At 67.9% G+C, this 24091-nt stretch carries 20 protein-coding genes; 12 read left to right on the top strand and 8 right to left on the bottom strand.

The window, feature by feature from the left end; translation table 11 throughout:
- The 4 genes from MKP05_RS09215 to MKP05_RS09200 form a co-directional block, all read right to left on the bottom strand.
- Positions 1–1551 carry a PilZ domain-containing protein gene (locus tag MKP05_RS09215; protein ID WP_240568021.1) on the bottom strand — a complete coding sequence of 517 codons (1551 nt, stop codon included), beginning with the start codon at positions 1549–1551 and terminating at the stop codon, positions 1–3.
- Positions 1552–1569: 18 nt separating this feature from the next.
- Complete coding sequence (locus MKP05_RS09210; protein ID WP_240568020.1) at positions 1570–3510, bottom strand: glycosyltransferase; 1941 nt, start codon at positions 3508–3510, stop codon at positions 1570–1572.
- A 9-nt stretch (positions 3511–3519) separates the two neighbouring features.
- Complete coding sequence (locus MKP05_RS09205) at positions 3520–4866, bottom strand: UDP-glucose dehydrogenase family protein (RefSeq protein ID WP_240568019.1); 1347 nt, start codon at positions 4864–4866, stop codon at positions 3520–3522.
- A 391-nt stretch (positions 4867–5257) separates the two neighbouring features.
- A complete protein-coding gene (locus tag MKP05_RS09200) occupies positions 5258–6754 on the bottom strand; it encodes a RimK family ATP-grasp domain-containing protein (RefSeq protein WP_240568018.1) in 1497 nt (498 codons plus the stop codon).
- A 176-nt stretch (positions 6755–6930) separates the two neighbouring features.
- On the opposite strand from MKP05_RS09200, the gene MKP05_RS09195 reads away from it, so the two are divergent.
- From MKP05_RS09195 to pepN, 5 genes are all read left to right on the top strand, one after another.
- A complete protein-coding gene (locus tag MKP05_RS09195) occupies positions 6931–7428 on the top strand; it encodes a GNAT family N-acetyltransferase (RefSeq protein WP_110282806.1) in 498 nt (165 codons plus the stop codon).
- Positions 7429–7470: 42 nt separating this feature from the next.
- Positions 7471–7956 carry a YajQ family cyclic di-GMP-binding protein gene (locus MKP05_RS09190; RefSeq protein WP_240568017.1) on the top strand — a complete coding sequence of 162 codons (486 nt, stop codon included), beginning with the start codon at positions 7471–7473 and terminating at the stop codon, positions 7954–7956.
- 173 nt (positions 7957–8129) lie between these two features.
- Entirely contained in the window at positions 8130–8660 is a 531-nt protein-coding gene (locus tag MKP05_RS09185; RefSeq protein ID WP_240568016.1) for an Hsp20/alpha crystallin family protein, read from the top strand.
- Positions 8661–8838: 178 nt separating this feature from the next.
- Positions 8839–9216: a YbaN family protein gene (locus MKP05_RS09180; protein ID WP_110282108.1), complete on the top strand. Its 378-nt coding sequence runs from the start codon at positions 8839–8841 to the stop codon at positions 9214–9216.
- A gap of 107 nt (positions 9217–9323) precedes the next feature.
- Positions 9324–11957, top strand: a complete 2634-nt coding sequence (pepN, locus tag MKP05_RS09175; protein WP_240568015.1) for an aminopeptidase N — start codon at positions 9324–9326, stop codon at positions 11955–11957.
- 158 nt (positions 11958–12115) lie between these two features.
- Here the strand turns inward: pepN and MKP05_RS09170 are convergent, their stop codons facing one another.
- A complete protein-coding gene (locus MKP05_RS09170; protein WP_110282106.1) occupies positions 12116–12403 on the bottom strand; it encodes a hypothetical protein in 288 nt (95 codons plus the stop codon).
- Between the two features lie 130 nt (positions 12404–12533).
- The gene (locus MKP05_RS09165; RefSeq protein ID WP_240568014.1) at positions 12534–14132 is read right to left on the bottom strand and encodes a cation:proton antiporter domain-containing protein; all 1599 of its coding nucleotides are present in this window, start codon (positions 14130–14132) and stop codon (positions 12534–12536) included.
- A 122-nt stretch (positions 14133–14254) separates the two neighbouring features.
- On the opposite strand from MKP05_RS09165, the gene MKP05_RS09160 reads away from it, so the two are divergent.
- The 4 genes from MKP05_RS09160 to MKP05_RS09145 all read left to right on the top strand — a co-directional run bounded on the left by MKP05_RS09160 (position 14255) and on the right by MKP05_RS09145 (position 18003).
- Entirely contained in the window at positions 14255–14860 is a 606-nt protein-coding gene (locus MKP05_RS09160) for a LemA family protein (protein ID WP_240568013.1), read from the top strand.
- 13 nt (positions 14861–14873) lie between these two features.
- Positions 14874–16796: a M48 family metallopeptidase gene (locus tag MKP05_RS09155; protein ID WP_240568012.1), complete on the top strand. Its 1923-nt coding sequence runs from the start codon at positions 14874–14876 to the stop codon at positions 16794–16796.
- An 18-nt stretch (positions 16797–16814) separates the two neighbouring features.
- Positions 16815–17243 (top strand): VOC family protein, encoded by a 429-nt coding sequence (locus MKP05_RS09150; protein ID WP_240568011.1) that lies wholly within the window; start codon positions 16815–16817, stop codon positions 17241–17243.
- 70 nt (positions 17244–17313) lie between these two features.
- Positions 17314–18003 (top strand): LptM family lipoprotein, encoded by a 690-nt coding sequence (locus tag MKP05_RS09145; RefSeq protein ID WP_240568010.1) that lies wholly within the window; start codon positions 17314–17316, stop codon positions 18001–18003.
- A gap of 133 nt (positions 18004–18136) precedes the next feature.
- Here MKP05_RS09145 and MKP05_RS09140 read toward each other — a convergent pair whose 3' ends face one another.
- Positions 18137–18343 carry a cold-shock protein gene (locus MKP05_RS09140; RefSeq protein ID WP_010627343.1) on the bottom strand — a complete coding sequence of 69 codons (207 nt, stop codon included), beginning with the start codon at positions 18341–18343 and terminating at the stop codon, positions 18137–18139.
- 304 nt (positions 18344–18647) lie between these two features.
- On the opposite strand from MKP05_RS09140, the gene MKP05_RS09135 reads away from it, so the two are divergent.
- Positions 18648–19292, top strand: a complete 645-nt coding sequence (locus MKP05_RS09135) for a LysE family translocator (protein WP_240568009.1) — start codon at positions 18648–18650, stop codon at positions 19290–19292.
- Between the two features lie 236 nt (positions 19293–19528).
- Here MKP05_RS09135 and MKP05_RS09130 read toward each other — a convergent pair whose 3' ends face one another.
- Complete coding sequence (locus tag MKP05_RS09130) at positions 19529–21469, bottom strand: transglycosylase SLT domain-containing protein (RefSeq protein ID WP_240568008.1); 1941 nt, start codon at positions 21467–21469, stop codon at positions 19529–19531.
- 160 nt (positions 21470–21629) lie between these two features.
- Here MKP05_RS09130 and MKP05_RS09125 point away from each other — a divergent pair, with 160 nt between their 5' ends.
- Both MKP05_RS09125 and htpG read left to right on the top strand, forming a co-directional pair.
- The gene (locus MKP05_RS09125; protein ID WP_240568007.1) at positions 21630–21998 is read left to right on the top strand and encodes a YkvA family protein; all 369 of its coding nucleotides are present in this window, start codon (positions 21630–21632) and stop codon (positions 21996–21998) included.
- 160 nt (positions 21999–22158) lie between these two features.
- A complete protein-coding gene (htpG, locus tag MKP05_RS09120) occupies positions 22159–24063 on the top strand; it encodes a molecular chaperone HtpG (RefSeq protein ID WP_240568006.1) in 1905 nt (634 codons plus the stop codon).
- The last annotated feature ends 28 nt before the right edge of the window (positions 24064–24091 follow it).

Raw genomic sequence — 24091 nt, 5'->3', positions numbered from 1 at the left:
TCAGCCGGTGTCGCCGTCGTCTTCCTCCATGGCGGCGCGATAGATGCGATCACCCAGCTGGATCACCGCGCGGGCTCCCTGCCAGACCCATTCGGCGGTGGCGCCCAGCAGCGGGGCCTCGGTGAAGCGCACGTCCACCGGCTGACCGACGCTCTCCGCCGGGAGGTCGCGCTCGGGTACCAGCAGCACGCTGGCCACGTTCTGCTGTTGGCGGACCCAGCTGGGGAAGCCGGCACGGGGCTGGCGTTCCACGTCGAGGGCGACGTTGCGTACCCGGGCACGGATCGGTTCCGAGGCATTGGGCAGGGCGATATAGGCCAGCTGGTTGGGTTCGATGCGATCGATGTCGCTCATGTGCACCAGCGCCTCGACCAGGACGTCGTCCTCACCGGTACGGATCAGCGTCATGATCCGCTCGCTCTCGTTGATGTAGGTGCCGTCGGCGCTGCTCAGTGCCCAGGCCACCAGACAGTCGCAGGGACTGTAGATGTCGTTGTTGGCCTTGCGCGCCTCCAGGGCGGTGATGCGTGAGCTCTCGTAGTCACGGGCGGTCTCGAACTGCTCGATGCGGGCCCGGGCGATATCCGGCGAGACCGACTCGAAGGTGAGGGTGTCGCCACTGGCCGGCTGGGCGGAGTTGGCCAGGCTGACCTCCTGGCCGCCGGCATCGAGGTGCTCCTGGAGGTTCTCGATCAGCCGGTTGTTGTAGCGCTGGGCGGCATCGGCCAGGATCAGGTCCGACTCCAGGTCGCTGTTCTCGACGTTGGTGAGCAACTGGTCACGCTCGACCCGGTCGCCGGCCTGGAGGTCATGGGCCGCCAGGATGCCGGGACCGGGGGCGCGGATATCGATGCGTGGCGCGGTCACCGCGGCGAAGCTCGGCTCGATCATCATGAAGTTGCGATAGGCGGTGGCGGCGGCCACCAGCGCCAGCACCCCGATGGCCCCGAACAGGATCACGTAGCGGCGCATGGGGCGCGGTGGTCGTGACGAGGGCAAGGGCTTGGCGACCCCGGCCTGGCGCTTGCGCGGTGTCTGGGGATCCTCGCCGGCCATCAGGGCCTCGACACTGGCGGTGCGTCCGCTCAGGCAGCTGCGGATCACCTGGCGCAGCAGCTCCCGGTGCGGTGTCTCCATGTCGACGATCTCGAACCCCGCCTTGTAGCCGTGACCGCTCGGCTCGGGCACGGCACGGCGACACTCGGCGCGCAGCGGGATGATCAGCTCGGTGGCGCCGGCCATCATCAGCAGCGACGCCGAGACCGTCTCGCCGGGCTGGAAGGCGCGGTCGCTGTAGAGGGCGAAGCCGCCCAGCGACACGTCGGCCCCGGTCAGCGTGGTGCCGTCATCCAGCCTGACCCGGAAGGGCGGCGAGACACGAATATGCCGCCGCTCGTCACGGCGTTCATGCTGGATCCGGTCGCCGTTCGCCTGGCGGGCGCGCTCATGGGGAGCCCCGCCCCATGCCGGGTAGCGGTCGTCGTCGGGGGCGCCCCCCAGGGTGGGTTCGTGTCGGTCCTGATCGCGGGGATCGGAATAATGGTCAGCCATCCGTTGTTGTCTCCTTGCTCAAGGGCCGGCCGTTGCCACGGCCTCCATGATGGGGTCGGCCTCGACTTCCAGGCGTACGTTGACGAGGGGCAGGCGCCGTTGGTCCAGGGTCAGGGCGCAGTTCGTCTCGGGCGTGCAGGACGCCGTGTCTTCGATTGCCTCGCCATCCGGCCCCTCGATATGGGCGGCCACCGCCGGCGTGAGGGCCAGGGTGGTGGACGGCATGCCGTCGGCACCGTCGATGCGCTCGGCCCGTATCGTCTCGCCATTCTCCAGGGCATCGAGCAGGGCCTCGTTCACCCGGAAGCTGCCGGCAGGCAGCTGCACGGTGCCGCCGTCGGGCAGGGTAGTGATGACCTGCGACAGCCAGCGGTTGACGTTCTCGGGGGTCTCGGAACCCGTGACGCCCGTGTCCCTGGCGATCGAGAGCGACATGCGGTCGGGCGGGGCGAGGACGCCGGTGGTGAGGATCAGCACGCACAGCAGCACGCCGTAGGCGAAGCCGTGCAGCAGATGCCCCATGTGGCGCTGGCGGCGCGCCGCCACCGGGTCGCCGGGCTCGCCGGCGGAGATCCCCTGGCGCGACCACTTCTGGCGGTTGAAACGGAAGCTGACATAGGTCTTGAGGATCGCGCCCCACACCTGGTTGTAGTAGATCAGCGGAATCCACAGCAGGCTGTAGCGCCCGCGCTGCCAGGCCAGGATCAGGGTGGCGATGCCACGGGTGAAGAGGATCCACAGCAGGTAGGCGAAGATGAACGAAGGGCGCACGAAGAGCGTGACCAGGATCGCCACCGTCGGCCCGATCAGGGTGGTCCACATGGAGAGCCGCTGGTCGACCAGGCTCCACCAGGCGAACATCCCCATGGGACGAGGCCCCAGGGCGATGGCCCGATTGCTGGTGCGCAGCATGTTGCCGTACCAGCGCCGCATCAGGTCGGTGGTCGAGGCGAAGAAGCGCCGCCGGTCGGGTAGCTCCTCGAACCCCGAGACGTAGACGTCGGGGATGTAGCGCATCCGCCAGCCGTTCTTCAGCAGCCAGAACCAGGTCGACTTGTCGTCGCCGGAGAGGAACTTGAAGCGGCCGAAGCGCCAGTGCTCGACCTGGTCGTTCTCGACCAGGTCGATGAAGTCCGGCTGCACCGCCAGGTCGGCGCGGAAGGCGCTGTAGCGGCCGGTGAGCACCAGCAAGCGGTTGGAGACCGACAGCGAACTCATCACCAGGTGGCGCTGGGCATAGCGCAGGTCGTACCACTCGCGGGTGGCGTCGCCACCGGTGACGATGGCGCTGTTGTTGGTGGTCAGGGCCCCCAGGTCCGGGTCGGCCTGGAAGAACGACAGCGAACGCTCCAGGGTACCGGGTTCCAGGCGGATGTCGCCGTCCATGGAGACCAGCAGCGCCCCGGGTGCCGGCAGCCGACGCGAGATCGCCCGCAGCACCTCGGCCATGGCCGAGCGCTTGCCGTCCCCCTTCTGGAACATGTAGCGCACCTCGACATTGCCGGGCCAGCCGTGGTCGTCCATGACGTGGGTGATGACATCGACATCGGTGCGATCCGAGATCGAGGCGAAGAGGGTGGTGGGCACGCCATAGTCGACGAGTTCGCGCACCAGGGCATCGTAGACCCGGAAGTTCACTTCCGGGTCGATGCGGAAGGAGGTGCAGAGCACGTAGAGCTCCGGCGGCCGCGACACCTCCGCGGCCGCATCGGCCTCGGCCCGCAGCCGCGGAAAGAGGCGGCGGTTGTACCACGCCGAACGCAGGGCCTGGACCAGCCACCAGGAGTAGCGCCAGGCGCCCACGGCACCGATGGCGAAGAAGAAGCTCTTCGATTCGGCATCGAAGACCTCCCGCGGCAGCTCGACGATCACCACCACCAGCATGGCCAGGATCAGCACCAGGACGGTGAGCTCCGTCACCCGGCTGGCGACGGAGCGATCAAGGGGCGGTTTCGACATCTCGACTCCTCAGGCCAGCACGGGCCGCACGGAGTCGCCCCGGCCGATGGCGTAGTAACCGAGCCCGGCGGCCTTGACGCTGTCGGGATGGAAGAGGTTGCGGCCGTCGACCACCACCGGCTCGAGCAGGGTCTCGCGGAGCAGGTCGAAGTCGACGGTGCGGAAGGCCTTCCACTCGGTACAGATGACCAGGGCATGGGCCCCCTCCAGGGCCTCGTCGCGGCGCTCGGCGAGGACCAGGTCGTCACGCTCGCCATACAACCGGCGACACTCCTCGGCTGCCTCGGGGTCGAAGGCCTGTACCCGGGCGCCGGCCTCCCACAACGCCTCCATCAGCGCCCGGCTCGGCGCCTCGCGCATGTCATCGGTGTTGGGCTTGAAGGCCAGCCCCCAGAGGGCGATGGTCTTGCCGGCCAGCTGGCCGTCGAAGGCCGCGCAGAGCTTCTCGAACAGCTTGCCCTTCTGACGGCCGTTGACGCGCTCCACGGCATTGATCATCTCGGCCGGATAGCCGGCCGCCTCGGCGGTGTGGGCCAGCGCCTTGACGTCCTTGGGAAAGCAGGAGCCGCCGTAGCCGCAGCCGGGATAGATGAAGCTGTAGCCGATGCGCGGGTCGCTGCCGATACCGTGGCGCACCTCCTCGACGTCGGCGCCGAGGCGCTCGGCCAGGTTGGCGATCTCGTTGATGAAGCTGATCTTGGTGGCGAGCATGGCGTTGGCGGCATACTTGGTGAGTTCGGCGCTGCGCACCGCCATGAACATCAGCTTTTCCTGCTGGCGGTTATAGGGACCGTAGCACTCGCGCATGGCGCGCCTGACGCGCTCCGACTCGGTCCCGACCACGATCCGGGAGCCACGGGAGAAGTCCTCGATGGCGGCCCCCTCCTTGAGGAACTCGGGGTTCGAGCAGACATCGAACTCCAGCTCGATGCCGCGACCGTCGAGTTCGGCGGCGATGACGCGCTCCACCTTGCTGGCCGTCCCCACCGGTACCGTCGACTTGTCGACGATGATGCGATAGTCGGTCATGTGCCGGCCGATGGTCTCGGCGACCTTGAGCACATGACGCAGATCGGCGCTGCCGTCCTCGTCGGAGGGGGTGCCCACGGCGATGAACTGGAGCAGGCCGAACGCCACGCCCTTGGCGGCATCGGTGGTGAAGCGTAGCCGTCCGGCGGCCTGGTTCTGGCGGATCAGGCTCTCCAGGCCGGGCTCGAAGATCGGCACCTCGCCGGCCTCGAGTCGGGCCACCTTGGCCTCGTCCACGTCGACGCAGATGACGTCATGGCCGACATCGGCCAGGCAGGCTCCCGTCACGAGCCCCACATAACCGGAACCGAAGATGGTAATCCTCATGGTCGTCGTTGCTCCTTGCTGTTGGGCCGCTCCATGTGCACCACGCCAGCCTGCCGCCGGGTTGCCGGCAAGCGGTGACGCGAAAGGGCCGAAAACGTGGGTCGTCGACCTTACCCTCAGGCAACAATCAGGCCAGGTTTCAAGGAGGCTTTTAAATCAGTGGATTGGGAACTAAGTTCGGATGACGTCGCCGCGCGGGAACGCCCGATCCGTCGCCGTGAGCCAACAGATCGGGCGCGAGATCGAAGGAGCCTTGCAGATCAGGGAGTTGGCTGTTGCCGATCGGCAACAGGGGGCGGTGAAGACGACACAAGGTACTGATGTGGCATGACTCTTTCCAGCGGGCGAGGCTGCGCCCGGCGCGCGGGGCCGTCCGCCGTGCCGACACTGCTCAGGCGCCCTCGCGAACCCGGGTCTCCATGCGGGCGAGAAAGACGCCCATGATCTGCTCATAGAGGGTGCGGCCGAGCACCGCATCCTCGACCCCGGCGTCCACGTTGGGGTTGTCGTTGACCTCGATCACCACCACGCGCCCACCGGCCTGCTTGAGGTCGACCCCATAGAAGCCGTCGCCGATCAGGCGAGTGGCCTTGAGCGCGGCCTTGAGGACGTCCGCCGGCACCTCGGTCGGGTCATGGGTGGTGAAGCCTCCGCTCTTCACCTTTGGGCCCGAGTGGTCATAGATCTGCCAGTGCCCGCGGGCCATGTAGTAGCGGCTGGCGAACAGGACCCGGCCGTCGAGCACGCCGATGCGCCAGTCGTAGTCGGTGGGCAGCCACTCCTGCAGCAGCAGCAGGGCCGAGGCCTCGAACAGCCGGGCGGCCTCGCGCTCGAGCTGCGCGAGCGACTCGACCTTGACCACCCCCCGGGAGAAGGAGCCATCCGGCACCTTGAGCACCAGCGGGAACGACAGGCCGCCGATCCGCTCGGCCAGCGGCCGGCGGTCACGACGCTGGAGCAGGGCGCCCTCCGGGGCCGGCACGCCGCGGGCACGCAGCAGGGCATGCAGATAGACCTTGTTGGTGCAGCGCAGGATGTCGCGGGGGGCGTCGATCACCACCAGTCCCTCGTGCTCCGCCTGCCGGGCCATGCGGTAGGTGTGGTGGTCCAGGGCCGTGGTCTCACGGATGAACAGGCCGTCGAACTCGGCCAGGCGGCCGGCATCGCGGCGGGTGATCAGCGAGACGTCGATGCCGAGCCGGCGACCGGCCCGGATGAACGCCTTGAGGGCACTGCGGTTGCTCGGCGGCAGGGCCTCGTTCGGGTCGACCAGGATCGCCAGGTCGAAGCGGTAGCGGCGGCGTGCCTTGGGCGTCCGCCACACCTTGCGCGAGTGGCGGTTGAGCGCCTTGGCGAAGAGGTCCTGCTCCTCGGCGGCGAGGTCGCGCAGCCGGATCGGCCTGAGCCGCGCCAGCCGCCAGAGGTCATGGCGGCGCACCAGGCGCGCCTCGAGCAGCGGGCAGGGCAGGCGTTCGAACAGCTTGCGGGCGAGCCGGGCCAGCGCCGGCTCGCGGCATTCGCCGAACAGTACCCGCAGGGTCAGGTTGTCGCCGGCCAGGGACCCTTGCCGGGCCAGGTCGCCGAGCAGCGGGGCCAGGGTGTCGAGCCGCAGGTCGATCAGTGCCTTGCGCGACAGTTCGTTGAGCGTCTCCACCGTCGGCAGCACCCGCTGGCCACGGGCCTGGGCCAGCAGCGAAACATAGTAGCCGCTGCCCAGGTAGTCGAGGTCGCTGCTCAGGTTGATCACGTGGGTGGTGCGGTCCCGATCGTCGGCATCGCGATGACGGTGATCCTGGGCAAGGAAGTCCTCGGCACCGATCAGGTCCTCGGAAGGGTAGTAGGGTTGCCAGTCATCCAGACGGTCGACGACGATGCGCAGGGGGCACATGGGGGCTCCAGCCGGGCGAGGAGGGGCGGCAGGGGGGCCGCCGGAACGCAGTCAGCATGCCCTTGAGCCCGGTCCTCGACAAGCGGCGGGGTTGGTGAAAAGATTTCATGATCACGGGCGCTGACAAGCGTATCGAGCATGATCACAATCACGGCCGTGACCTCTGGAGGCATGAGATGACCGTGACCCTGCGCCAGGCCCGTCCCGGGGACCTGGACGACCTCCATCGCCTCGAGCAGATGGCCTTCACCGGTGACCGTTTCAGTCGTCGCCAGCTCTGGCATCTGCTCAACCGCGCCCACGCCGTGACCCTGGTGGCCGAGAGCCCGGGGACCGAGGGCGAGGAGGGCCGGCTGCTGGGCTATGGCACCCTGCTGTTTCGCCGCGGCAGCCGGCGCGCGAGGCTCTACTCCTTCTGCGTGCACCCCGCGGCACGGGGCGAGGGCCTGGGCCGGCGTCTCGTCGAGGCGCTCGAGCAGGTGGCGCTGGCGAGGGGCGCCGAGCGGCTGGGCCTCGAGGTGCGTGCCGACAACCGGGTGGCGCTGGGGCTCTATCGGCGCCTGGGCTTTCGTCTGGAGTGCTGGCTCGAGTGCTACTACGCGGATGGCTGTGCCGGCTGGCAGATGGTCAAGACCCTGGCGCCGACGGTCGAGGCCGTCGAGCGCGTGGGCTGATAGACTCACCCTTCCATTTCCATCGGCTACCAGGACCGCATCATGCCCTCCTTCGATATCGTTTCCGAGTTCGACAAGCACGAAGCCAGCAACGCCGTCGACCAGGCCAACCGGGAGATCCAGACGCGCTTCGACTTCAAGGGCGTCACCGCGAGCTTCGAGCTCAATGGCGAGACCGTATCGCTCGAGGCGGAGGTCGACTTCCAGCTCAAGCAGATGCTCGAGGTACTGCGCAACAAGCTGATCGCGCGCGGCATCGACGCCCGCTGCATGGAGGTCAAGGATCCCGTGCTCTCCGGGGTGCGCGCCCGCCAGGAGGTCATCCTCAAGCAGGGCCTCGAGCAGAAGGAGGCCAAGGAGATCGTCAAGCGCATCAAGGACAGCAAGCTCAAGGTCCAGGCCCAGATCCAGGGCGAGAAGGTGCGCGTGACCGGCAAGAAGCGCGACGACCTGCAGGCGGTCATGGCCCTGCTCAAGGGCGAGGGAGGCCCCGACCTGCCGCTGCAGTTCGACAACTTCCGCGATTGATCCGCGGCGTCCCGGCGTCTCTGCCCGGACCGGTCCCGGGCTTTCTTGACCCAGGTCACGCCGCCCGTTCATGCCTCTTGAAAAGCGCCCTGCCGCCACCAATTCTGATGATGCCGAATGGCAGAGTTCTTGCCGTGGAGCATCTTCGACAGACGAGAAAGGAGGTGTGGCAGATGAACCTGCAGAAATTCTCTCCCTGGAACTGGTTCAAGAGCGAGAGTGCCGATGCACCGACCGGAACCGTGGAACCTCGGCGTGGCGAGCTGACCCCGCTGACGAGCATGCACCAGGAGCTCGATCGCTGGATGGACGGCATGATGCGCCAGTTCGGCATGCCATCGCTCGAGAGTCGCTTCGGTGACATGCCCGCGCTGCTGCGCCCGAGCCTCGATATTGCCGAGCACGACGACCGTTACGAGATCAGCGTCGAGGTGCCCGGCGTCGAGGAGAAGGACGTCAAGCTGAGCCTGGACGACCGCCGCCTGGTGATCGAGGGCGAGAAGCGCCAGGAGAGCACTACCCGGGAGGAGCGCTTCCAGCGCGTCGAGCGCTCCTATGGCAGCTTCCGGCGGGTGCTCGACCTGCCGGGGGACGCCCGGGTCGAGGAGATCACGGCCTCCTTCGCCAAGGGCGTGCTGAGGATCAGCGTACCGCGCTCCCCGGAGGCGAAGGCGTCACGCCGCGAGATTCCCATCCAGGGCTGAACGCTCGCCCACCGTCACGGGCCCGCCGCTACGCGGGCCCGCGCTTTCCGAACGCCGCGGGTCTCTCTTCGTGGCCGGACCATAGGTTGCCTCTCCTCGTCCCATAGGGCATCGCGATTGGCCATGCCGGGCGCCTTGGGCTTCAATGAATGATCAGGGAAGAGGGAGGGAGCACTCGATGCCGACGCTGCAACGTGCCGTCTTTATCGCCATCGCCTGGATCAGTTTCGCGCTCGGCCTGATCGGGGTCTTCGTGCCGCTGATGCCCACCACCTGCTTCATGCTGCTGGCGGTGTGGGCCGCGTCGCGGGGCTCGCCGCGCTTCGCCCTGTGGATCCGCGAGCATCCACGCTTCGGCCCCGCCGTGGTGGCCTGGGAGGGCGAGCGCGCCATTCCCCGGCATGCCAAGTGGCTGGCCACCGGCATGCTGGCCTTCTCGATGCTGGTCTTGACCCTCACGGTCAGCGTGGCGTGGCTGAAATTCGCCCTGATCGCCGGGCTCTTCCTGGTGGGGGTCTGGATCGTCACTCGCCCGGAACCCGTCGTCGCTTCCTGAGGCACCGGTTGCCTCGTCTCGACCGAAATCCCTCGAGACGAGGCGCTTTGAGATAGGGGGCGGGGGGGCCGTACAATGGCCGGCAATTCTCGACAGGAGCCACCTCGATGTCCGAACCGCAGCCGATCCACCTCAGCGACTACCGCCCTCCCGCCTACCGCGTGACCCGCACCGAGCTGACGTTCGCTCTCGATCCCGCCGCCACCCGGGTCAAGGCGCGGCTGCACCTGGAGCGCCACCCCGAGCGCGAGCCCGGGCTACCGCTGGAACTCGACGGTGAGCAACTTGCGCTCAAGGCCATCGCCATCGATGGCCAGCCGCTCGGCGCGGACGAGTACACCCTCACCGATAGCGGCCTGACCGTGCACCGGGTGCCGGAGACCTTCCTGCTCGATACCGAGGTGGAGATCGCGCCGAAGGAGAACACCGCCCTCGAAGGGCTCTACCAGTCGAACGGCATGTACTGCACCCAGTGCGAGGCCGAGGGCTTCCGGCGCATCACCTTCTACCCCGACCGCCCGGACGTGATGGCGACCTTTTCGACCACGTTGATCGGCGACGCCGCGAGCCTGCCGGTGCTGCTCTCCAACGGCAACCCGGTGGAGCGCGGAGAGCTGCCGGGCGATCGCCACTTCGTCACCTGGGAGGATCCCCACCCCAAGCCCTGCTACCTGTTCGCCCTGGTGGCCGGCGACCTGCAGAAGGTCGAGGACCGCTTCACCACCATGAGCGGGCGCGAGGTGGCCCTGCAGATCTGGGTCGAGGAGGAGAACCTCGGCAAGACCGATCACGCCATGGCCTCGCTCAAGCGCGCCATGGCCTGGGACGAGCGGACCTACGGCCGCGAGTACGACCTCGACCTGTTCATGATCGTGGCGGTCAACGACTTCAACATGGGCGCCATGGAGAACAAGGGGCTCAACATCTTCAACTCCGCGGCGGTGCTGACCCATCCGCACACCGCCACCGACGCCGCCTTCCAGCGGGTCGAGGGCATCGTCGCCCACGAGTACTTCCACAACTGGTCGGGCAACCGGGTGACCTGCCGCGACTGGTTCCAGCTCTCCCTCAAGGAGGGCTTCACGGTCTTCCGCGACCAGTGCTTCAGCGCCGACACCAACTCGGCACCGGTCAAACGCATCGAGGACGTCTCCTTCTTCCGCACCGCCCAGTTCGCCGAGGACGCCGGCCCCACCGCCCACCCGGTGCGTCCCGATCACTACATCGAGATCGGCAACTTCTACACCCTGACCATCTACGAGAAGGGCGCCGAGATCGTGCGCATGCTCTGCAACCTGGTGGGCTGGGAGACCTTCCGTCGTGGCAGCGACCTCTACTTCGAGCGCTTCGACGGCCGGGCGGTGACCATCGAGGACTTCGTCGGCTGCATGAGCGAGGTCTCGGGCCAGGACCTCTCCCGCTTCATGCTCTGGTACTCCCAGGCCGGCACCCCGGAGATCGACGCCCACGGCGAATACGACTACGCCAGCTGCGAATACCGGCTGGTCCTGCGGCAGCGCACCCCGGCCACCCCCGGCCAGGCGGAGAAGCAGGCCCTGCACATCCCGATCCGCCTGGGGCTGGTGGGCACCAAGTCCGGGCGCGACCTGTCCCTGACCCTCGGCGGCGAGGCGCTGGGCAGTGACGCCGTCATCCACCTGCGCGAGACGGAGCAGGAGTTCGTCTTCACCGATGTCTCCGAGGCCCCGGTGCCCTCTCTGTTGCGCGGCTTCTCGGCGCCGGTCAAGCTACGCTTCCCCTATGGACGCGAGGACCTGGCCTTCCTGCTGCAGCACGACGCCGACGGCTTCAATCGCTGGGACGCCGGCCAGCGCCTGGCCCTGCTGGCGCTGGACGACCTGATCGCCGCCCACCGCAACGGGGTCGAGAAGGTGATGGACCCCCGGGTGGTGGAAGCCTTCCGCGGACTGCTGGCCTCCGACCCCGAGGACAAGGCGGTGCTCGCCGAGATGCTGACCCTGCCCTCCGAGGCCTATATCGCCGAACAGCAGCCGCTGGTGGACGTGGATGCCATCCATGCCGCCCGTGACTTCGTCGAGCAGTCGCTGGCCGTGGCCCTGCGCGACGACTTCCTGCGCCTCTACGAGGCGAATCGCTCCGACGTCCCCTATGCCCCGGAACCCGAGCAGATCGCCGCGCGCAGCCTGAAGAACGTGGCGCTCTCCTACCTGATGGCGCTGGAGGACGAACAGGCGATCGAACTCTCCCGCGAGCAGTTCGCGGCCGACCACAACATGACCGACGTGCGTCATGCCCTGACCCTGCTGGTACACAGCAGCCGGGACGACATCGCCGATCCGGCGCTCAAGGCCTTCGGCGAGAAGTGGGCCCACGACCCCCTGGTCATGGACCAGTGGTTCAGCATCCAGGTCACCCGCCCCCAGCCGGACGTGCTCGAGCGGGTGAAGTTCCTGATGGGACACCCGGCCTTCTCGCTGAAGAACCCCAACAAGGTGCGCGCCCTGATCGGTGCCTTCGCCGGCCAGAACCGGGTCAACTTCCATCGCCTCGACGGCGAGGGCTACCGGCTGCTGGCCGACGTGGTGATCGAGCTCAACCGGCTCAACCCGGAGATCGCCGCACGCCTCATCACGCCGTTGACCCGCTGGCAGCGCTTCGACGAGACCCGCCAGGCGCTGATGAAGGGCGAGCTCGAGCGCATCCGCGCCGAGGAGCTCTCGCCGAATGTGTATGAGGTGGTCGAAAAGGCCCTCGCCTGATGAATAATTGATTCATTGGGCGAGAGTGATTTACGTCGCGAGCGAAGAGAGGCTGGCCGCCGCCGGAGCGCAGCTCCCGGAATGTAGCCTGCTACATGAGGAGAGCGAGCACCGCCGGCGACCAGGATATCAAGCGCAGCAGCAAATCCTCCGCCCAATCAATTGATCAGCCAGCTCAGCACGGTCACGCCAAGTACGAGCCAGATCAGGGCGACGACGAAGGCGCGGCGCAGGATGGCGGCCAGCCCCTTCCACAGCAGCCACAGGCCGACGATCAGCACCAGCAGGCTGATCAGCGAGGGGGCGATGCCGAGCGACTCGGAGAGGCCGCGCAGAAAGCTCCGGGCCGAATCGCCGAGATTGGCGAAGAAGCCGCGCAACAGGTCGACGATGAAGCGGATCAGGTCGCCGAGCGCGCCGCCCAGCCAGGTGAAGACGTCTTCCATGCTCAAGGGGTTCCAGGACAGCCATGTTCGACGCAAGCGTCACTCATCGGGATGGTCCGGCAGGATATTGCCCGGGGTTCCCCTGGCCATCAAGCCGCAAACGCCTCTGGCTGGCAACCGGCACGGGCTGTCAGCCGAGCTGCCGAGACAGGGGCGAGATCCCGGCTTCCTCGGCGGCGCTGTCAGCCAGAGCGCGTCCGGCTTCATCGTAGACGTGGAAGACGGCATTGGCGCCCAGCTCGCGGATCGGCTCGATCTCCTCGGGAAACTCCACGACGGCCGTGATGCGCCCCGGAAATGCCCGCGAGCGCAGTTGCTTCAGGGCGACGAGGTTGCCGGCGTGGTGCGGCATGGCCAGCACCACCATCTGCACGTCGCGGGACATCAGCAGCTTGTCCCAGAAATCGGAATCCACGGCATCCCCCTCCAGCACATTGAAACCGCGTTCGCGGAGTAGCTTCACGCTATTGGGGTTGCTGTCGATGCCCAGCACACGCAGACCATACACTTTCTGCAGGCGCCGGTAGACGCTGCGGCCGATGCGCCCCATGCCCAGCACCACGGCCTCGGCATCCCCCACCTCGATGGGGCGGTCGTTGGCGGCCAACTGGCTGGGGTCACGCTGCGGCAGTCGAGGCTCGAGCCAGCGGTAAATGCTCTCGCTGGCGCCATTGATCATTGCCGAGCTAGCGAAGCTGATGGCCACGGCCAGCGACAGGACCACCAGCCACTCCTCGCTCAGCCAGCCGGTGGACACGGCAATGGCCCCGACGATCAGCCCGAACTCCGAGTAGTTGGAGAGGCTCAGCGTCGCGAGCACCGAGGTGCGCGGGCGCATGGGAAAGCCCATGAAGATCCGTTGGTAGAGAAGGCTCTTCAGGGGCAGCACGGCCACCAGTGCCAGGGCCATGCCGAGGTGGCTCGCATCGGGCATGGCAGTGAGCCCGATCCCCAGGAAGAAGCCTACCAGCAGCAGCTCCTTGATGTTGAACATGGAGCGAGCCAGGTTCTGGGCTGCGGGGTGGGGGGCCAGGAGCAGGCCGATGACCAGGGCACCGAGGTCGCCCTTGACGCCCACGGACTCGAAGAAGGCGTAGCCCAGCACCAGGGCCAGCAGAATGCCGAACAGTAGCTGCATCTCGCCATGGCCGAGCTGGTCCAGGAGGCGGCGCAGTCCAGGGGCGGCCGGGATCAGCAGCAGCAGCCCCAGGGCCCAGGGGCTCGGCAGCTCGCCGGTGGAGGCGGTGATGAAGAGCACCGCGAAGATGTCCTGCATGATCAGCACGCCGATGGCCAGGCGGCCATAGGCCGTCTGGGTCTCGCTGCGCTTCTCCAGCACCTTGACCACGAAGACGGTGCTGGAGAAGGAGAGGGTAAAACCCAGCAGCGCCAGCGTCGGCCAGCCAGCCTCGGCCAGCAGCCCGAGCCCCAGCCACTTGAACAGTGACAGCAGGGACATCAGCAGCAGCGTCGAACCCAGCATGTGCAGGGAAGCGCTGCCCCAGACGTCATGGCGCAGCAGGGTGCGCACATCCAGCTTCAGTCCGATGGTGAACAGCAGCAGGGTGACACCGGTGTTGGACAGCAACTCGAGCAGTGGGGTCTTGTCGTAGCCCAGCGCGTTCAGGGCGAAGCCGGCAACGAGAAACCCCACCAGTGGAGGCAGCCGCACGGCCATGGCCGCCAGCCCGCCGATGAAGGCGGCAAGTAGGAAGGCTGCATCGATCATCGACGGTCCCTGTTCGACAAAAATGGCACGAGGTAGAGTGTAAAGAGGTTGGTCCGGGAATGGCACTGGCCATTGGCATGGTTGGCTCGCTGCCCATGCCGCGCCGTAACGAGGAGACATGCATGGAAATCTCGACGATCGTGCTGCTGGTACTGCTGGTGGCCGTGGGCCTGTTGCTGGCCTACGGCGTGGCCATCTACAACCGCCTGGTGACCTTGCAGAACCGCTACGGCAACGCCTTTGCCCAGATCGAGGTGCAGCTCAAGCGCCGCTATGACCTGATTCCCAACCTGGTGGAGACGGCGAAGGCCTACATGAGCCACGAGCGGGGGACCCTGCAGGCGGTGACCGAGGCGCGCAACGGGGCCCTGGCCGGCCTGCAGGCCGCCGCCGCCCGGCCCGGCGAACCCGGCGCCATGGCCGAACTGGCCGGCGCCGAGGGCGCCCTGGGGGCCGCGCTGGGGCGGCTCAATGTGGTGATGGAGGCATATCCCGACCTCAAGGCCTCGGAGAACATGCGCCAGCTCAGCGAGACCCTCACCAGCACCGAGAACCGGGTCGCCTTTGCCCGCCAGGCCTTCAACGACGCCGTGATGCAGTACAACACCTACAAGCAGAGTTTTCCCCCGGTGCTGCTGGCCGGCCCCTTGGGTCATCGCGAGGACGCCGCCCTGCTGGAGTTCGAGGACAGCGCCGAGATCCAGGCCGTTCCCCGCGTGAGCTTCTGAGACGGCCGCCCCCATGGATTTCTTCGAGGCCCAGGATCACGCTCGCCGGCTCACCGGTCGGCTGGTCGGCCTGCTGCTGCTGGCCGTGGTGGCATTGATCGCCGTCGCTTCCGTGGTAGTGACCCTGGCCCTGGTGCTGCTCGATGGCCAGCCCGGCGGTGACTCCCCGGCCCGCGCCCTGGACCCCCGCCTGCTGGGTGGAGTGGCCGTGGCAGTGATCCTGGTGGTGGTAGTCGGCAGCCTGGGGCGTCACCTGCAGCTGCGTGCCGGTGGCGCGGTAGTGGCCGAGGCGCTGGGTGGACGACCGCTCAACCTCGAGACCCGCGACGACAACGAGCGCCGGCTGCTCAACGTGGTGGAGGAGATGGCCATCGCCTCGGGCATGCCGGTGCCGTCGGTCTACCTGCTCGAGGACCCGGCCATCAACGCCTTCGCCGCCGGCCATGATCCCCATGACGCGGCCATCGGGGTCACCCGCGGGGCCATCGAGACCCTCGACCGCGACGAGCTGCAGGGCGTGATCGCCCACGAGTTCAGCCATATCCTGCACGGCGACATGCGCCTCAACCTGCGCCTGGTCGCGCTGCTCCACGGCATCCTGGTCATCGGCCTGATCGGCCATATGCTGCTGCGTGGGGCGGCGCTGGGTGGCCGGCGACGTTCCCGCCGGGGCAACGGCCGAGTCGCTGTGCTGGGGTTGGGCGCGGCGCTGATGGTGGTGGGCTATGCCGGCACCCTGTGCGGCAGGCTGATCAAGGCGGCGGTGAGTCGCCAGCGCGAGTTTCTCGCCGACGCCAGCGCCGTGCAGTACACCCGCAATCCTGACGGCATCGGCGGAGCGCTGAAGAAGCTCGCCGCCCATTCGGCCGGCTCGCGCCTGGCGGCCGCCAATGCCGAGGAGTTCAGTCACCTCTACTTCGGCCGGGGGGTGCGGGCCATGAGCCGGCTCACCTCGACCCATCCGCCGCTGGAACAGCGGATCCGCCGGATCCTGCCCCACTGGGACGGCAGCCTGCCAGCGCCGACGTCGCGCCCGGTGACACCACCCGGATCGGCGTCGACCCCCGAAGCACCGACTGGCACGGCGCTGGCCGGCGCGGCCCTGGCCGGCGCCGTGGTGGCCAGCGTTGGGCGGCCCGATGCCGGGGACCTCGCCCGGGCCCGACAGCGGCTCGCCGAGCTCGACGTACGGTTGATCGAGGCCGCCCACGAGCCCTTCGCCGCCCGGGCGCTGGTCTACGGCATCCTGATGGGCGCCGACCCGGAGAGCCGCGAGCGCCAGCGCCTCGCCCTGACCAGCCAGGCGCTGCCCGAAGTCCTCGTCGAACTGGACCGGCTGGCCGAGCCCCTGGCGCGACTCGCCCCCGGCCACCGCCTACCGCTGATCGAGCTGGCACTGCCGGTGCTGCGTCAGTTGTCCGCCGCCCAGTTCGCCGGCTTTCGTGCCTGTCTCGATCGGTTGATGGCGATCGAGACCCGACCCGGCGCACGGCAGTGGGCGCTGCATCGGCTGGCCGTCCAGGGCATCGAGGGCGAGCGCCGTGCCCGGCGCGATCGTCACCTGGCCGACCTGGGCGGCCCGCTGTCGCGGCTGCTGTCGACCCTGGCGATGGCGGGGCTGGCCAACGAGGCCGAGGCCCGGGACGCCGTCGAGCAGGCCGCCGCTACCCTGGGCATCGACCTGGACTTCGTGCCCGAGCCACCCCCGGCGGCGGACCTGGACTGGGCGATGGAGCGGCTGGTGAGGCTGGTCCAGGCCGAGCGGGCATCGCTGCTGGCGGCCATGACCCGCTGCGTGGAGCACGACGGGCGGATCGAGCCCGAGGAAGCGGAACTGCTGTGCGCCGTGGCCTGGACCCTCGGCTGCCCGCTGCCGGATCCGGGGCGGCTGGCCAGCCGCCCCGGGCCGCGGCATGATGGAGGGCACCGGCAATGACAACCTGGAGGTACCGCGATGCTCACTCCCTTTCATCTCGCCGTGCAGGTTCGCGATCTGGCCGAGGCCCGCCGCTTCTATGGCGAGCTGCTGGGCTGCCCGGAAGGTCGCTCCAGCGATACCTGGATCGACTTCAACCTCTACGGCCACCAGTTCGTCTGTCACCTGAACCCGGCCCTCGGCGACCGGGGCAACGACGATCATCGCAATCCCGTGGACGGTCACGGCGTGCCGGTGCCACACTTCGGGGTAGTGCTGGAAATGGGTGACTGGGAGGCGCTGGTCGACCGCCTCACCGAGGCTGGGGTGCGTTTCGAGATCGAGCCCCACATCCGTTTCCGGGGTGAGCCCGGCGAGCAGGCCACCATGTTCTTCCGCGACCCCAGCGGCAATGCCATCGAGTTCAAGGCCTTCCGTGACATTGCCGGCCAGCTGTTCGCCACCTGAATCCCGGCCTCGCCTTGCGGGGGCGGTGTCGCTCTGGTGCAATGTCATGCTTTTCGTCAGGAGAAAGAGGATGGCAATGAAACCCTGGATGCCTCTGGTGGCGGCCATGGTGCTCGCCCTGGGGCTGGCCGGCTGCGGCAACGGCGACGATGACGAGTCGCCCCCTGCCGAGACCGAGGAAGCGCAGGAGATGGAACAGGAGACGGAGGAGCCGGCCGCCACGATGGACGATGACGAGCCCGCGGCCGCCGAGGCACCGCCGCCCGCCGAGGAGGCAGACGCCGATGGCGAGGCGGAGGTGGAGGGGGACGCCGGGGTCGATGCCGATGCCGAGACCCTCGGCGAGTCGCCCGACACCAGCCTGGAAGGCGACGAGGCGCTTCCCGGCGAGACGACCCGTGATGATGTCGACGCCATCATCGAGGAGCAGGAGCGACGCTTCGAGGAGGCCAGCCGCCGCATCGACGAGCAATTCGAGGAGGCCGAGCAGGAGCAAAGCCCCGAGTTCGAGCCCATGGAGGATCCGACCGACCTCGAGCCGTCCAGTGACCCCCTCGAGGAGCGCGACGAGTTCGGGCTGGATGAAGAGGCCGCCCAGGCCGGGGAGCCCACCAGCAGCGACATCGATGCCATCATCGAGGAGCAGGAGCGCCGTTTCGATGAGGCCCAGCGCCGCCTGGAAGAGCAGTTCGAGGAGGTGGAACAGGAGCAGGAGGAAAGCCCCGAGTTCGAGCCCATGGAGGTCGAGGAGGAGGAGTGAGGCGCCCGGCCGCCCATGAAAAAGGCCCACCGCGAGGTGGGCCTTCCTGTTTCACGGGCCGCAGCGCACCGATTGGCGATGTCGTCGTCAGACGGGGTCGGCAACCGGCGCCGGGTTGCCAGGGATGGCTCCCTTAGTTGGCGATCCGGATGTTGGAGGCCTGAAGGCCCTTCTTGCCCTGGGTGACCTCGAAGGTGACCTTCTGGCCGTCCTGCAGGGTCTTGAAGCCTTCAGCCTGGATTTCGGAGAAGTGCGCGAACAGGTCATCACCGCCGTCGTCGGGAGAGATGAAGCCGTAGCCCTTGGTGTCGTTGAACCACTTGACAGTGCCAGTTGCCATTGTCGATTTCCTTAACATACTGTAATGATCGTGCCGGGCACACGATGTCGGATCGAGCGCCCCAAGTGCGTGGGCAAGGCAAGGAAGAAGTGCGCACTGGGTGTATCGAAGGAATCGAAGTACAACTGACGACTTTTTACTTGCTGACCAACGCCGCGGATGGTGCACCGGCACCCCGATTGCGTCAACCGGGCTGCCGCAGGGGGAACCGTTGCAACCGCCCGCAAGCTCACTGTAGATGGAAACCCCCCAGGCGTCCAGCACCCGCCGGCCGCCTTTCCCGATCACCCTCGCGAGTCCTGCCATGTTCATCGACGCACACTTCTGGCCCTTCCTGGCGGCCATCACCCTGCTGACCATGAGTCCCGGTGTCGATACCCTGCTGGTGATCCGCAACACCGCCCGGGGAGGGATGCGCGACGGCATTCTCACCAGCCTGGCGATCTGCTGCGGGCTCTTCGTGCATGCCGCCGTCTCGGCGCTGGGCATCTCGCTGATCCTGCTGCAGTCGGCCTGGGCCTTCGGGTTGCTCAAGCTGGCCGGTGCCGCCTACCTGGTCTGGCTGGGGGGGAACAGCCTGCTTGCCGCCCGGCGCGGCCATGGGCTGCCGGTGGCCGGCGTCGGCGGCGAGCGACGCGCGGTGCCGGTATGGCTGCCGCTGCGCGAGGGGTTCCTGTCCAACGTGCTCAATCCCAAGACGGTGGTCTTCTACATGGCCTTCCTGCCCCAGTTCATCGCCCCGGGTGACCCGGCGCTGGTCAAGTCGCTGTGGCTCGCCGGGGTGCACTTCGTGATCGCCAACCTGTGGCAGATCGCCATCGTGGCGACGGTGGGCAGCGCCGGGCGCTGGCTGGCCAGCCGCGCCTTCGCCAGGTGGCTCAACGCGGTGACCGGTGGCGTGCTCATCGCCTTCGGGGTAAAGCTGGCGCTGGAGCGCTCTCCGGCCTAGTGTCGCCAGATCTCCGGGCTGATCCGGCGGCAAGCCTGCGAGGAGGCGCTGTGAATACATCCCTGTACGCTACCGACGCCCTGCTGCGCTCTCGCATCCTGCTCCGCTTGCAGGGCCGGTGCTGGCCATCCCTGGCCAGCCCGTTCGGAGGAATCCTCCTCACCCCTGGCGTAGGACCTCCTCTTCGGCTTGTCCCCGGCGCACTCTATAGCTGCGGCTGAGTTGGGTTCCCATCCTCAGTTGCGGGCCAGCAGCGAGCGGTCGTAGCGCACGGAGGTCTCCGCGGGGCTCAGCATCGCCACGCCCTCGCTGTTGCCGCCGTTGGCCAGGCTCTCGAAGATCGCCCGGTAGGCGAGCACCGCCTGGACATAGGCGCGGGTCTCGCGGAAGGGGATGCTCTCGACGAAGAGGTCGAACTCCTCCGGGGCGTCGCGCAGCCAGCGGTCGACCCGGCCGGGGCCGGCGTTGTAGGCGGCGGTGGCGGCCAGGCGATTGCCGCGATAGCGGTCGAGCATGTCGCGAATGTAGGTGCTGCCGAGCCGGATGTTGAGTGCCGGGTCGAGCACGCCATGGGGGCCGGGATCGCTGATGCCGAGCTGGCGGCTGAGCTGGGTGGCGGTACCCGGCATCACCTGCATCAGGCCGCGGGCGCCGGCCGGCGAGAGCGCCTCGGGATTGTAGGCGCTCTCGCGACGGGCGATGCCCATCAGCAGGTAGGGGTCGACACCGGTGGCACGCCCCCAGTGCAGGAAATGCTCGCGGTAGGCCTCGGGGAAGCGCCAGTCCAGGGCATCCCACATCTGCCCGGTGATGGTGGTCTGCACCAGCTTGGCGTGCCAGCCTCGGCGTTGGGCATAGTCGGCCAGGGCGCGCGCCTCCCGGGGCGTGGCCCGGGCCACGGCGGCGTGCCACTCGCTGTTGGCCAGGCCCTGCTCGCCGATGCGGATCAGCGCCTCGGTGCGCTGCACCGCCGGCCAGCGGGCGACCTGCTCACGGAAGCCGTCGTCGAAGCCGTTGCGCTCGAGGTTCAGGGCATAGGGCCGGCCCAGGCGGTCGGCGGCGGCGAAGCCGAAGAAGCTGCGGTCGTCGGCGGCGGCGGCATAGGCCGTCTCCGCGGTGGCGGTGTCGCCGCGCTGTTCCAGGGCGCGGCCCAGCCAGTACTGCCAGCGGGCCTCCTGTCGCGGCTCGTCGGGCATGCGGTGGATCCAGTCGATGACCCCCCGCCAGTCGCGCTCGGCCAGGGCGGTGCGCACTCGCAGTTCGAGCAACTCGGCATCGGGCATCCCGACCAGGGCCTCGTCGACCCAGGCGCGGTTCTGGCGGATGTCCCGTACCAGTGAATAGAACACCAGGTCGCGCTCGATGGCGAGGCGGCTGGGTTCGTCGAGTTCCAGGTGGGGGGCGATCTTGCGCCAGGCCTCATGGGCGGCCTCGGTATCGGCGCGGGTGAAGCCGTGCATGGCGGCGGTGAACAGCGCTCTGCTGCCCTGGCAGTCGGGGCCGATGCAGGTGGGCACCCGGGTGACCGCGGCGTAGTCCTTCTGCAGTCGCTCCACGGTGTCACGCGCCTCCTGCCAGCGGTTGCCCAGCATCCTGCCCAGGTAGCTCATCAGCCCGGTCTCGCCGGCCTGCCAGGCGAGCATCTTGCGCTCCCAGATCTCCCGCTCGCCGATCTCGCCCCGGCTGCGCAGGGCACGGAACAGGGTGTCGCAGGCATCCGGCTGAGAGCGGCCGACACGCCACAGCTCCCGGCCCCCCTCGGCGGCGGCCCCGGGGTCGCCGCCGAGCAGGGCGGTGTAGTAGTAGCACTGACGGGCGGTGCCCTCGGGCACGCCGTCGGCCACCGCCAGCAGGCTGCCGAAGCGGCCGGCGTGACCGTAGCGGGCGATGGCCTGGCCGCGCATCCACTCGCCCAGCGGCGAGTCGTCGTGGCGCTCGATGAAGTCGAGCACTCGGGCCGGCTCCGCCTGGGGCAGGCGGTTGCGCAGTCGATGGTACTCCACGTAGCCGGCCAGCAGGTGGTCGTCGATGGCCGCCTGGTCGATCTTCTGCCACTCCTGGTTGCGGGCCGCCTCCAGGGCGTCGCGCATGGCGCGATCATCAGCCTGGACGAGCAGCGGCAGGCAGCACAGGGTGGCGGCGATCAGGGCCTTGCAGTGACCGAATGACGGGAGCATATCGTGACCTCTTGGGGTTCGCGGTCGGCAGTGCCGCCATGGTGGCCGATGGCAGGGCGCTTGAGTAGTGTCGCCGTTACCCGACAGACACCGGCTGTCCGTCGCAGGGGGGATACCCTATCGTGTAGCGGTGTTCCCGCATGCCGGCAAGGAGGTCGAGATGGCCAGATTCGGTGGCTGGTTCCTGATGGAGCGGCTGCGCCGCCGCTCCCGTGTGCTGGGAGAGATGGGCCGCGCCCTGCGGCTGTTCCTGCCCATGACCCGCGATGTGCTGCTGCGCCGCTACCGGCCGGTGCCCTGGGCGGCCTTCCTGTGGATGCTGGCGGCCCTGGCGTACCTGGTCTCGCCGCTGGACCTGATTCCCGACATGCTCCTGATGCTGGGGTTGGTGGACGATGTGGTGATCGTCGGCTGGCTGCTGACCCGGGTCGATCGTCGCCTGAAGGGGTATCGTACCTGGCGGGCACGCCGGGAGGGTGGCGACCCGCCCTCCGGCGAGGGTCGAGGCGACGGGGAGCGTCCGCCGTGATACGATCGTTTGAAGTTCTCGTTCCCTGCTGCTGCACTTCGTGCTCGGCGACCCGGGGGCAGCCGGCGCTTGAAAAACCGGTACCGGGCCCCATATCGACGTCAGTTCCAAACCGGTGGAATCGCCACCATCGTCATGTCGAAAGAGGGGTCCGAGACACATGACCACAGCCACCCATGAAGAGACCCTCGGCTTCCAGACCGAGGTCAAGCAGCTCCTGCACCTGATGATCCACTCCCTGTACTCCAACCGGGAGATATTCCTGCGCGAGATGATCTCCAACGCCGCCGACGCCTGCGACAAGCTGCGCTACGCGGCGCTGGACAACGATGCCCTGTACGAGGGCGACAGCGAACTGCGCATCGAGATCGAGCATGACCCGGCGGCCGGCACCGTGACCGTGCGCGACAACGGCATCGGCATGAACCGCGACGAGGTGATCGAGAACCTCGGTACCATCGCGCGCAGCGGCACCGCCGAGTTCCTCAAGCAGCTCTCCGGCGAGCAGCAGAAGGATGCGAAGCTGATCGGCCAGTTCGGCGTCGGCTTCTACTCCGGCTTCATCGTCGCCGACGACATCACCGTGCGCACGCGCAAGGCCGGCACCCCGGTCGGCGAGGGGGTGGAGTGGCACTCGAAGGGCGAGGGCGAGTTCACCGTCGCCGACGTCGAGCGCCCGGCCCACGGCACCGAGATCGTCCTCCACCTCAAGGAGGACGCCAGGGAGTTCGCCGACGACTTCCGCCTGCAGAGCCTGGTGCGCAAGTACTCTGACCATATCGAGGTGCCGGTGCGCATGCCGCGTGTCGAGACCGACAAGGACGAGGACGGCAAGCCGGTCGAGGGCAGCGAGAAGACCGTCTGGGAGACGGTCAACGAGGCCACCGCGCTCTGGGTGCGGCCCAAGAGCGAGATCTCCGACGACGAGTACAAGGCCTTCTACAAGCACGTGGCCCACGACTTCGCGGATCCCTTGACCTGGAGCCACAACAAGGTCGAGGGCAAGCTCGAGTACGTGAGCCTGCTCTATGTGCCGGGCCGCGCGCCCTTCGACCTCTATGAGCGCGACGGCGCCCGTGGCGTGAAGCTCTATGTGCAGCGCGTCTTCATCATGGACGACGCCGAGCAGTTCCTGCCGCTCTACCTGCGTTTCATCAAGGGCGTGCTCGACACCCGCGAGCTGTCGCTGAACGTCTCCCGCGAGCTGCTGCAGCAGGATCCCAAGGTCGAGAAGATCAAGAGCGCCCTGACCAAGCGCGCCCTGGACATGCTCGGCAAGCTGGCCAAGGACAAGGAGGCCTACCAGGGCTTCTGGAACGCCTTCGGCAGCGTGCTCAAGGAGGGTCCGGCGGAGGACTTCGCCAACCGCGACAAGATCGCCGGCCTGCTGCGTTTCTCCACCACCCATACCGACAGTGCCACCCAGGACCAGTCCCTGGCCGACTATGTCGGGCGCATGAAGGAGGGGCAGGGCAAGATCTACTACATCGTCGCTGACAGCTTCAATGCGGCCAAGAGCAGCCCGCATCTCGAGATCTTCCGCAAGAAGGGCATCGAAGTGCTGCTGCTCCACGACCGCATCGACGAGTGGCTGATGAGCCATCTGACCGAATTCGATGGCAAGGGCTTCGTCGATGTGGCCAAGGGCGACCTGGACCTCGGCGAGGTCGAGGGAGAAGAGGAGAAGAAGGCTCAGGAAGAGACCGCCAAGGCGAAGGAGGCCCTGGTCAAGCGGGTCAAGGAAGCACTCGGCGAGCAGACCCAGGAGGTGCGGGTCACCCATCGCCTGATCGATTCGCCGGCCTGCGTGGTGCTCCCGGAGCATGAGATGGGCTACCAGATGCGCCGCATCATGGAGGCCGCCGGCCAGCCGTTGCCCGAGGTCAAGCCGATCCTCGAGCTCAATCCGGCCCACCCCCTGGTCGAGCGGCTGGAGTCGGCGGATGGCGATGCCTTCACCGATCTGGCCCATGTGCTGCTCGACCAGGCGATCATCGCCGAAGGCGGTCATCTCGATGACCCGGCGGCCTACGTCAAGCGCCTCAACGCCCTGTTGAGCGCCTGATCCCACCACTTCATCGAGCGATACTTGA

It is taken from the genome of Halomonas flagellata, from assembly GCF_022487945.1.
Classification (GTDB): Bacteria; Pseudomonadota; Gammaproteobacteria; order Pseudomonadales; family Halomonadaceae; genus Halomonas; species Halomonas flagellata.
This window is presented reverse-complemented; position numbering and strand designations above follow the sequence as displayed.

Excerpts from the sequence above, each read along its gene's own strand:
- MKP05_RS09140 (WP_010627343.1), bottom strand. The coding sequence starts at position 18,343 with ATGGCAACTGGCACTGTCAAGTGGTTCAACGACACCAAGGGCTACGGC.
- MKP05_RS09200 (WP_240568018.1), bottom strand. The coding sequence starts at position 6,754 with ATGTGCCCCCTGCGCATCGTCGTCGACCGTCTGGATGACTGGCAACCC.
- pepN (WP_240568015.1), top strand. The coding sequence starts at position 9,324 with ATGTCCGAACCGCAGCCGATCCACCTCAGCGACTACCGCCCTCCCGCC.
- MKP05_RS09185 (WP_240568016.1), top strand. The coding sequence starts at position 8,130 with ATGAACCTGCAGAAATTCTCTCCCTGGAACTGGTTCAAGAGCGAGAGT.
- MKP05_RS09160 (WP_240568013.1), top strand. The coding sequence starts at position 14,255 with ATGGAAATCTCGACGATCGTGCTGCTGGTACTGCTGGTGGCCGTGGGC.
- MKP05_RS09155 (WP_240568012.1), top strand. The coding sequence starts at position 14,874 with ATGGATTTCTTCGAGGCCCAGGATCACGCTCGCCGGCTCACCGGTCGG.
- MKP05_RS09130 (WP_240568008.1), bottom strand. The coding sequence starts at position 21,469 with ATGCTCCCGTCATTCGGTCACTGCAAGGCCCTGATCGCCGCCACCCTG.
- MKP05_RS09145 (WP_240568010.1), top strand. The coding sequence starts at position 17,314 with ATGGCAATGAAACCCTGGATGCCTCTGGTGGCGGCCATGGTGCTCGCC.
- MKP05_RS09205 (WP_240568019.1), bottom strand. The coding sequence starts at position 4,866 with ATGAGGATTACCATCTTCGGTTCCGGTTATGTGGGGCTCGTGACGGGA.
- MKP05_RS09135 (WP_240568009.1), top strand. The coding sequence starts at position 18,648 with ATGTTCATCGACGCACACTTCTGGCCCTTCCTGGCGGCCATCACCCTG.
- MKP05_RS09190 (WP_240568017.1), top strand. The coding sequence starts at position 7,471 with ATGCCCTCCTTCGATATCGTTTCCGAGTTCGACAAGCACGAAGCCAGC.
- MKP05_RS09215 (WP_240568021.1), bottom strand. The coding sequence starts at position 1,551 with ATGGCTGACCATTATTCCGATCCCCGCGATCAGGACCGACACGAACCC.
- MKP05_RS09125 (WP_240568007.1), top strand. The coding sequence starts at position 21,630 with ATGGCCAGATTCGGTGGCTGGTTCCTGATGGAGCGGCTGCGCCGCCGC.
- MKP05_RS09150 (WP_240568011.1), top strand. The coding sequence starts at position 16,815 with ATGCTCACTCCCTTTCATCTCGCCGTGCAGGTTCGCGATCTGGCCGAG.
- htpG (WP_240568006.1), top strand. The coding sequence starts at position 22,159 with ATGACCACAGCCACCCATGAAGAGACCCTCGGCTTCCAGACCGAGGTC.
- MKP05_RS09165 (WP_240568014.1), bottom strand. The coding sequence starts at position 14,132 with ATGATCGATGCAGCCTTCCTACTTGCCGCCTTCATCGGCGGGCTGGCG.
- MKP05_RS09170 (WP_110282106.1), bottom strand. The coding sequence starts at position 12,403 with ATGGAAGACGTCTTCACCTGGCTGGGCGGCGCGCTCGGCGACCTGATC.
- MKP05_RS09195 (WP_110282806.1), top strand. The coding sequence starts at position 6,931 with ATGACCGTGACCCTGCGCCAGGCCCGTCCCGGGGACCTGGACGACCTC.
- MKP05_RS09180 (WP_110282108.1), top strand. The coding sequence starts at position 8,839 with ATGCCGACGCTGCAACGTGCCGTCTTTATCGCCATCGCCTGGATCAGT.
- MKP05_RS09210 (WP_240568020.1), bottom strand. The coding sequence starts at position 3,510 with ATGTCGAAACCGCCCCTTGATCGCTCCGTCGCCAGCCGGGTGACGGAG.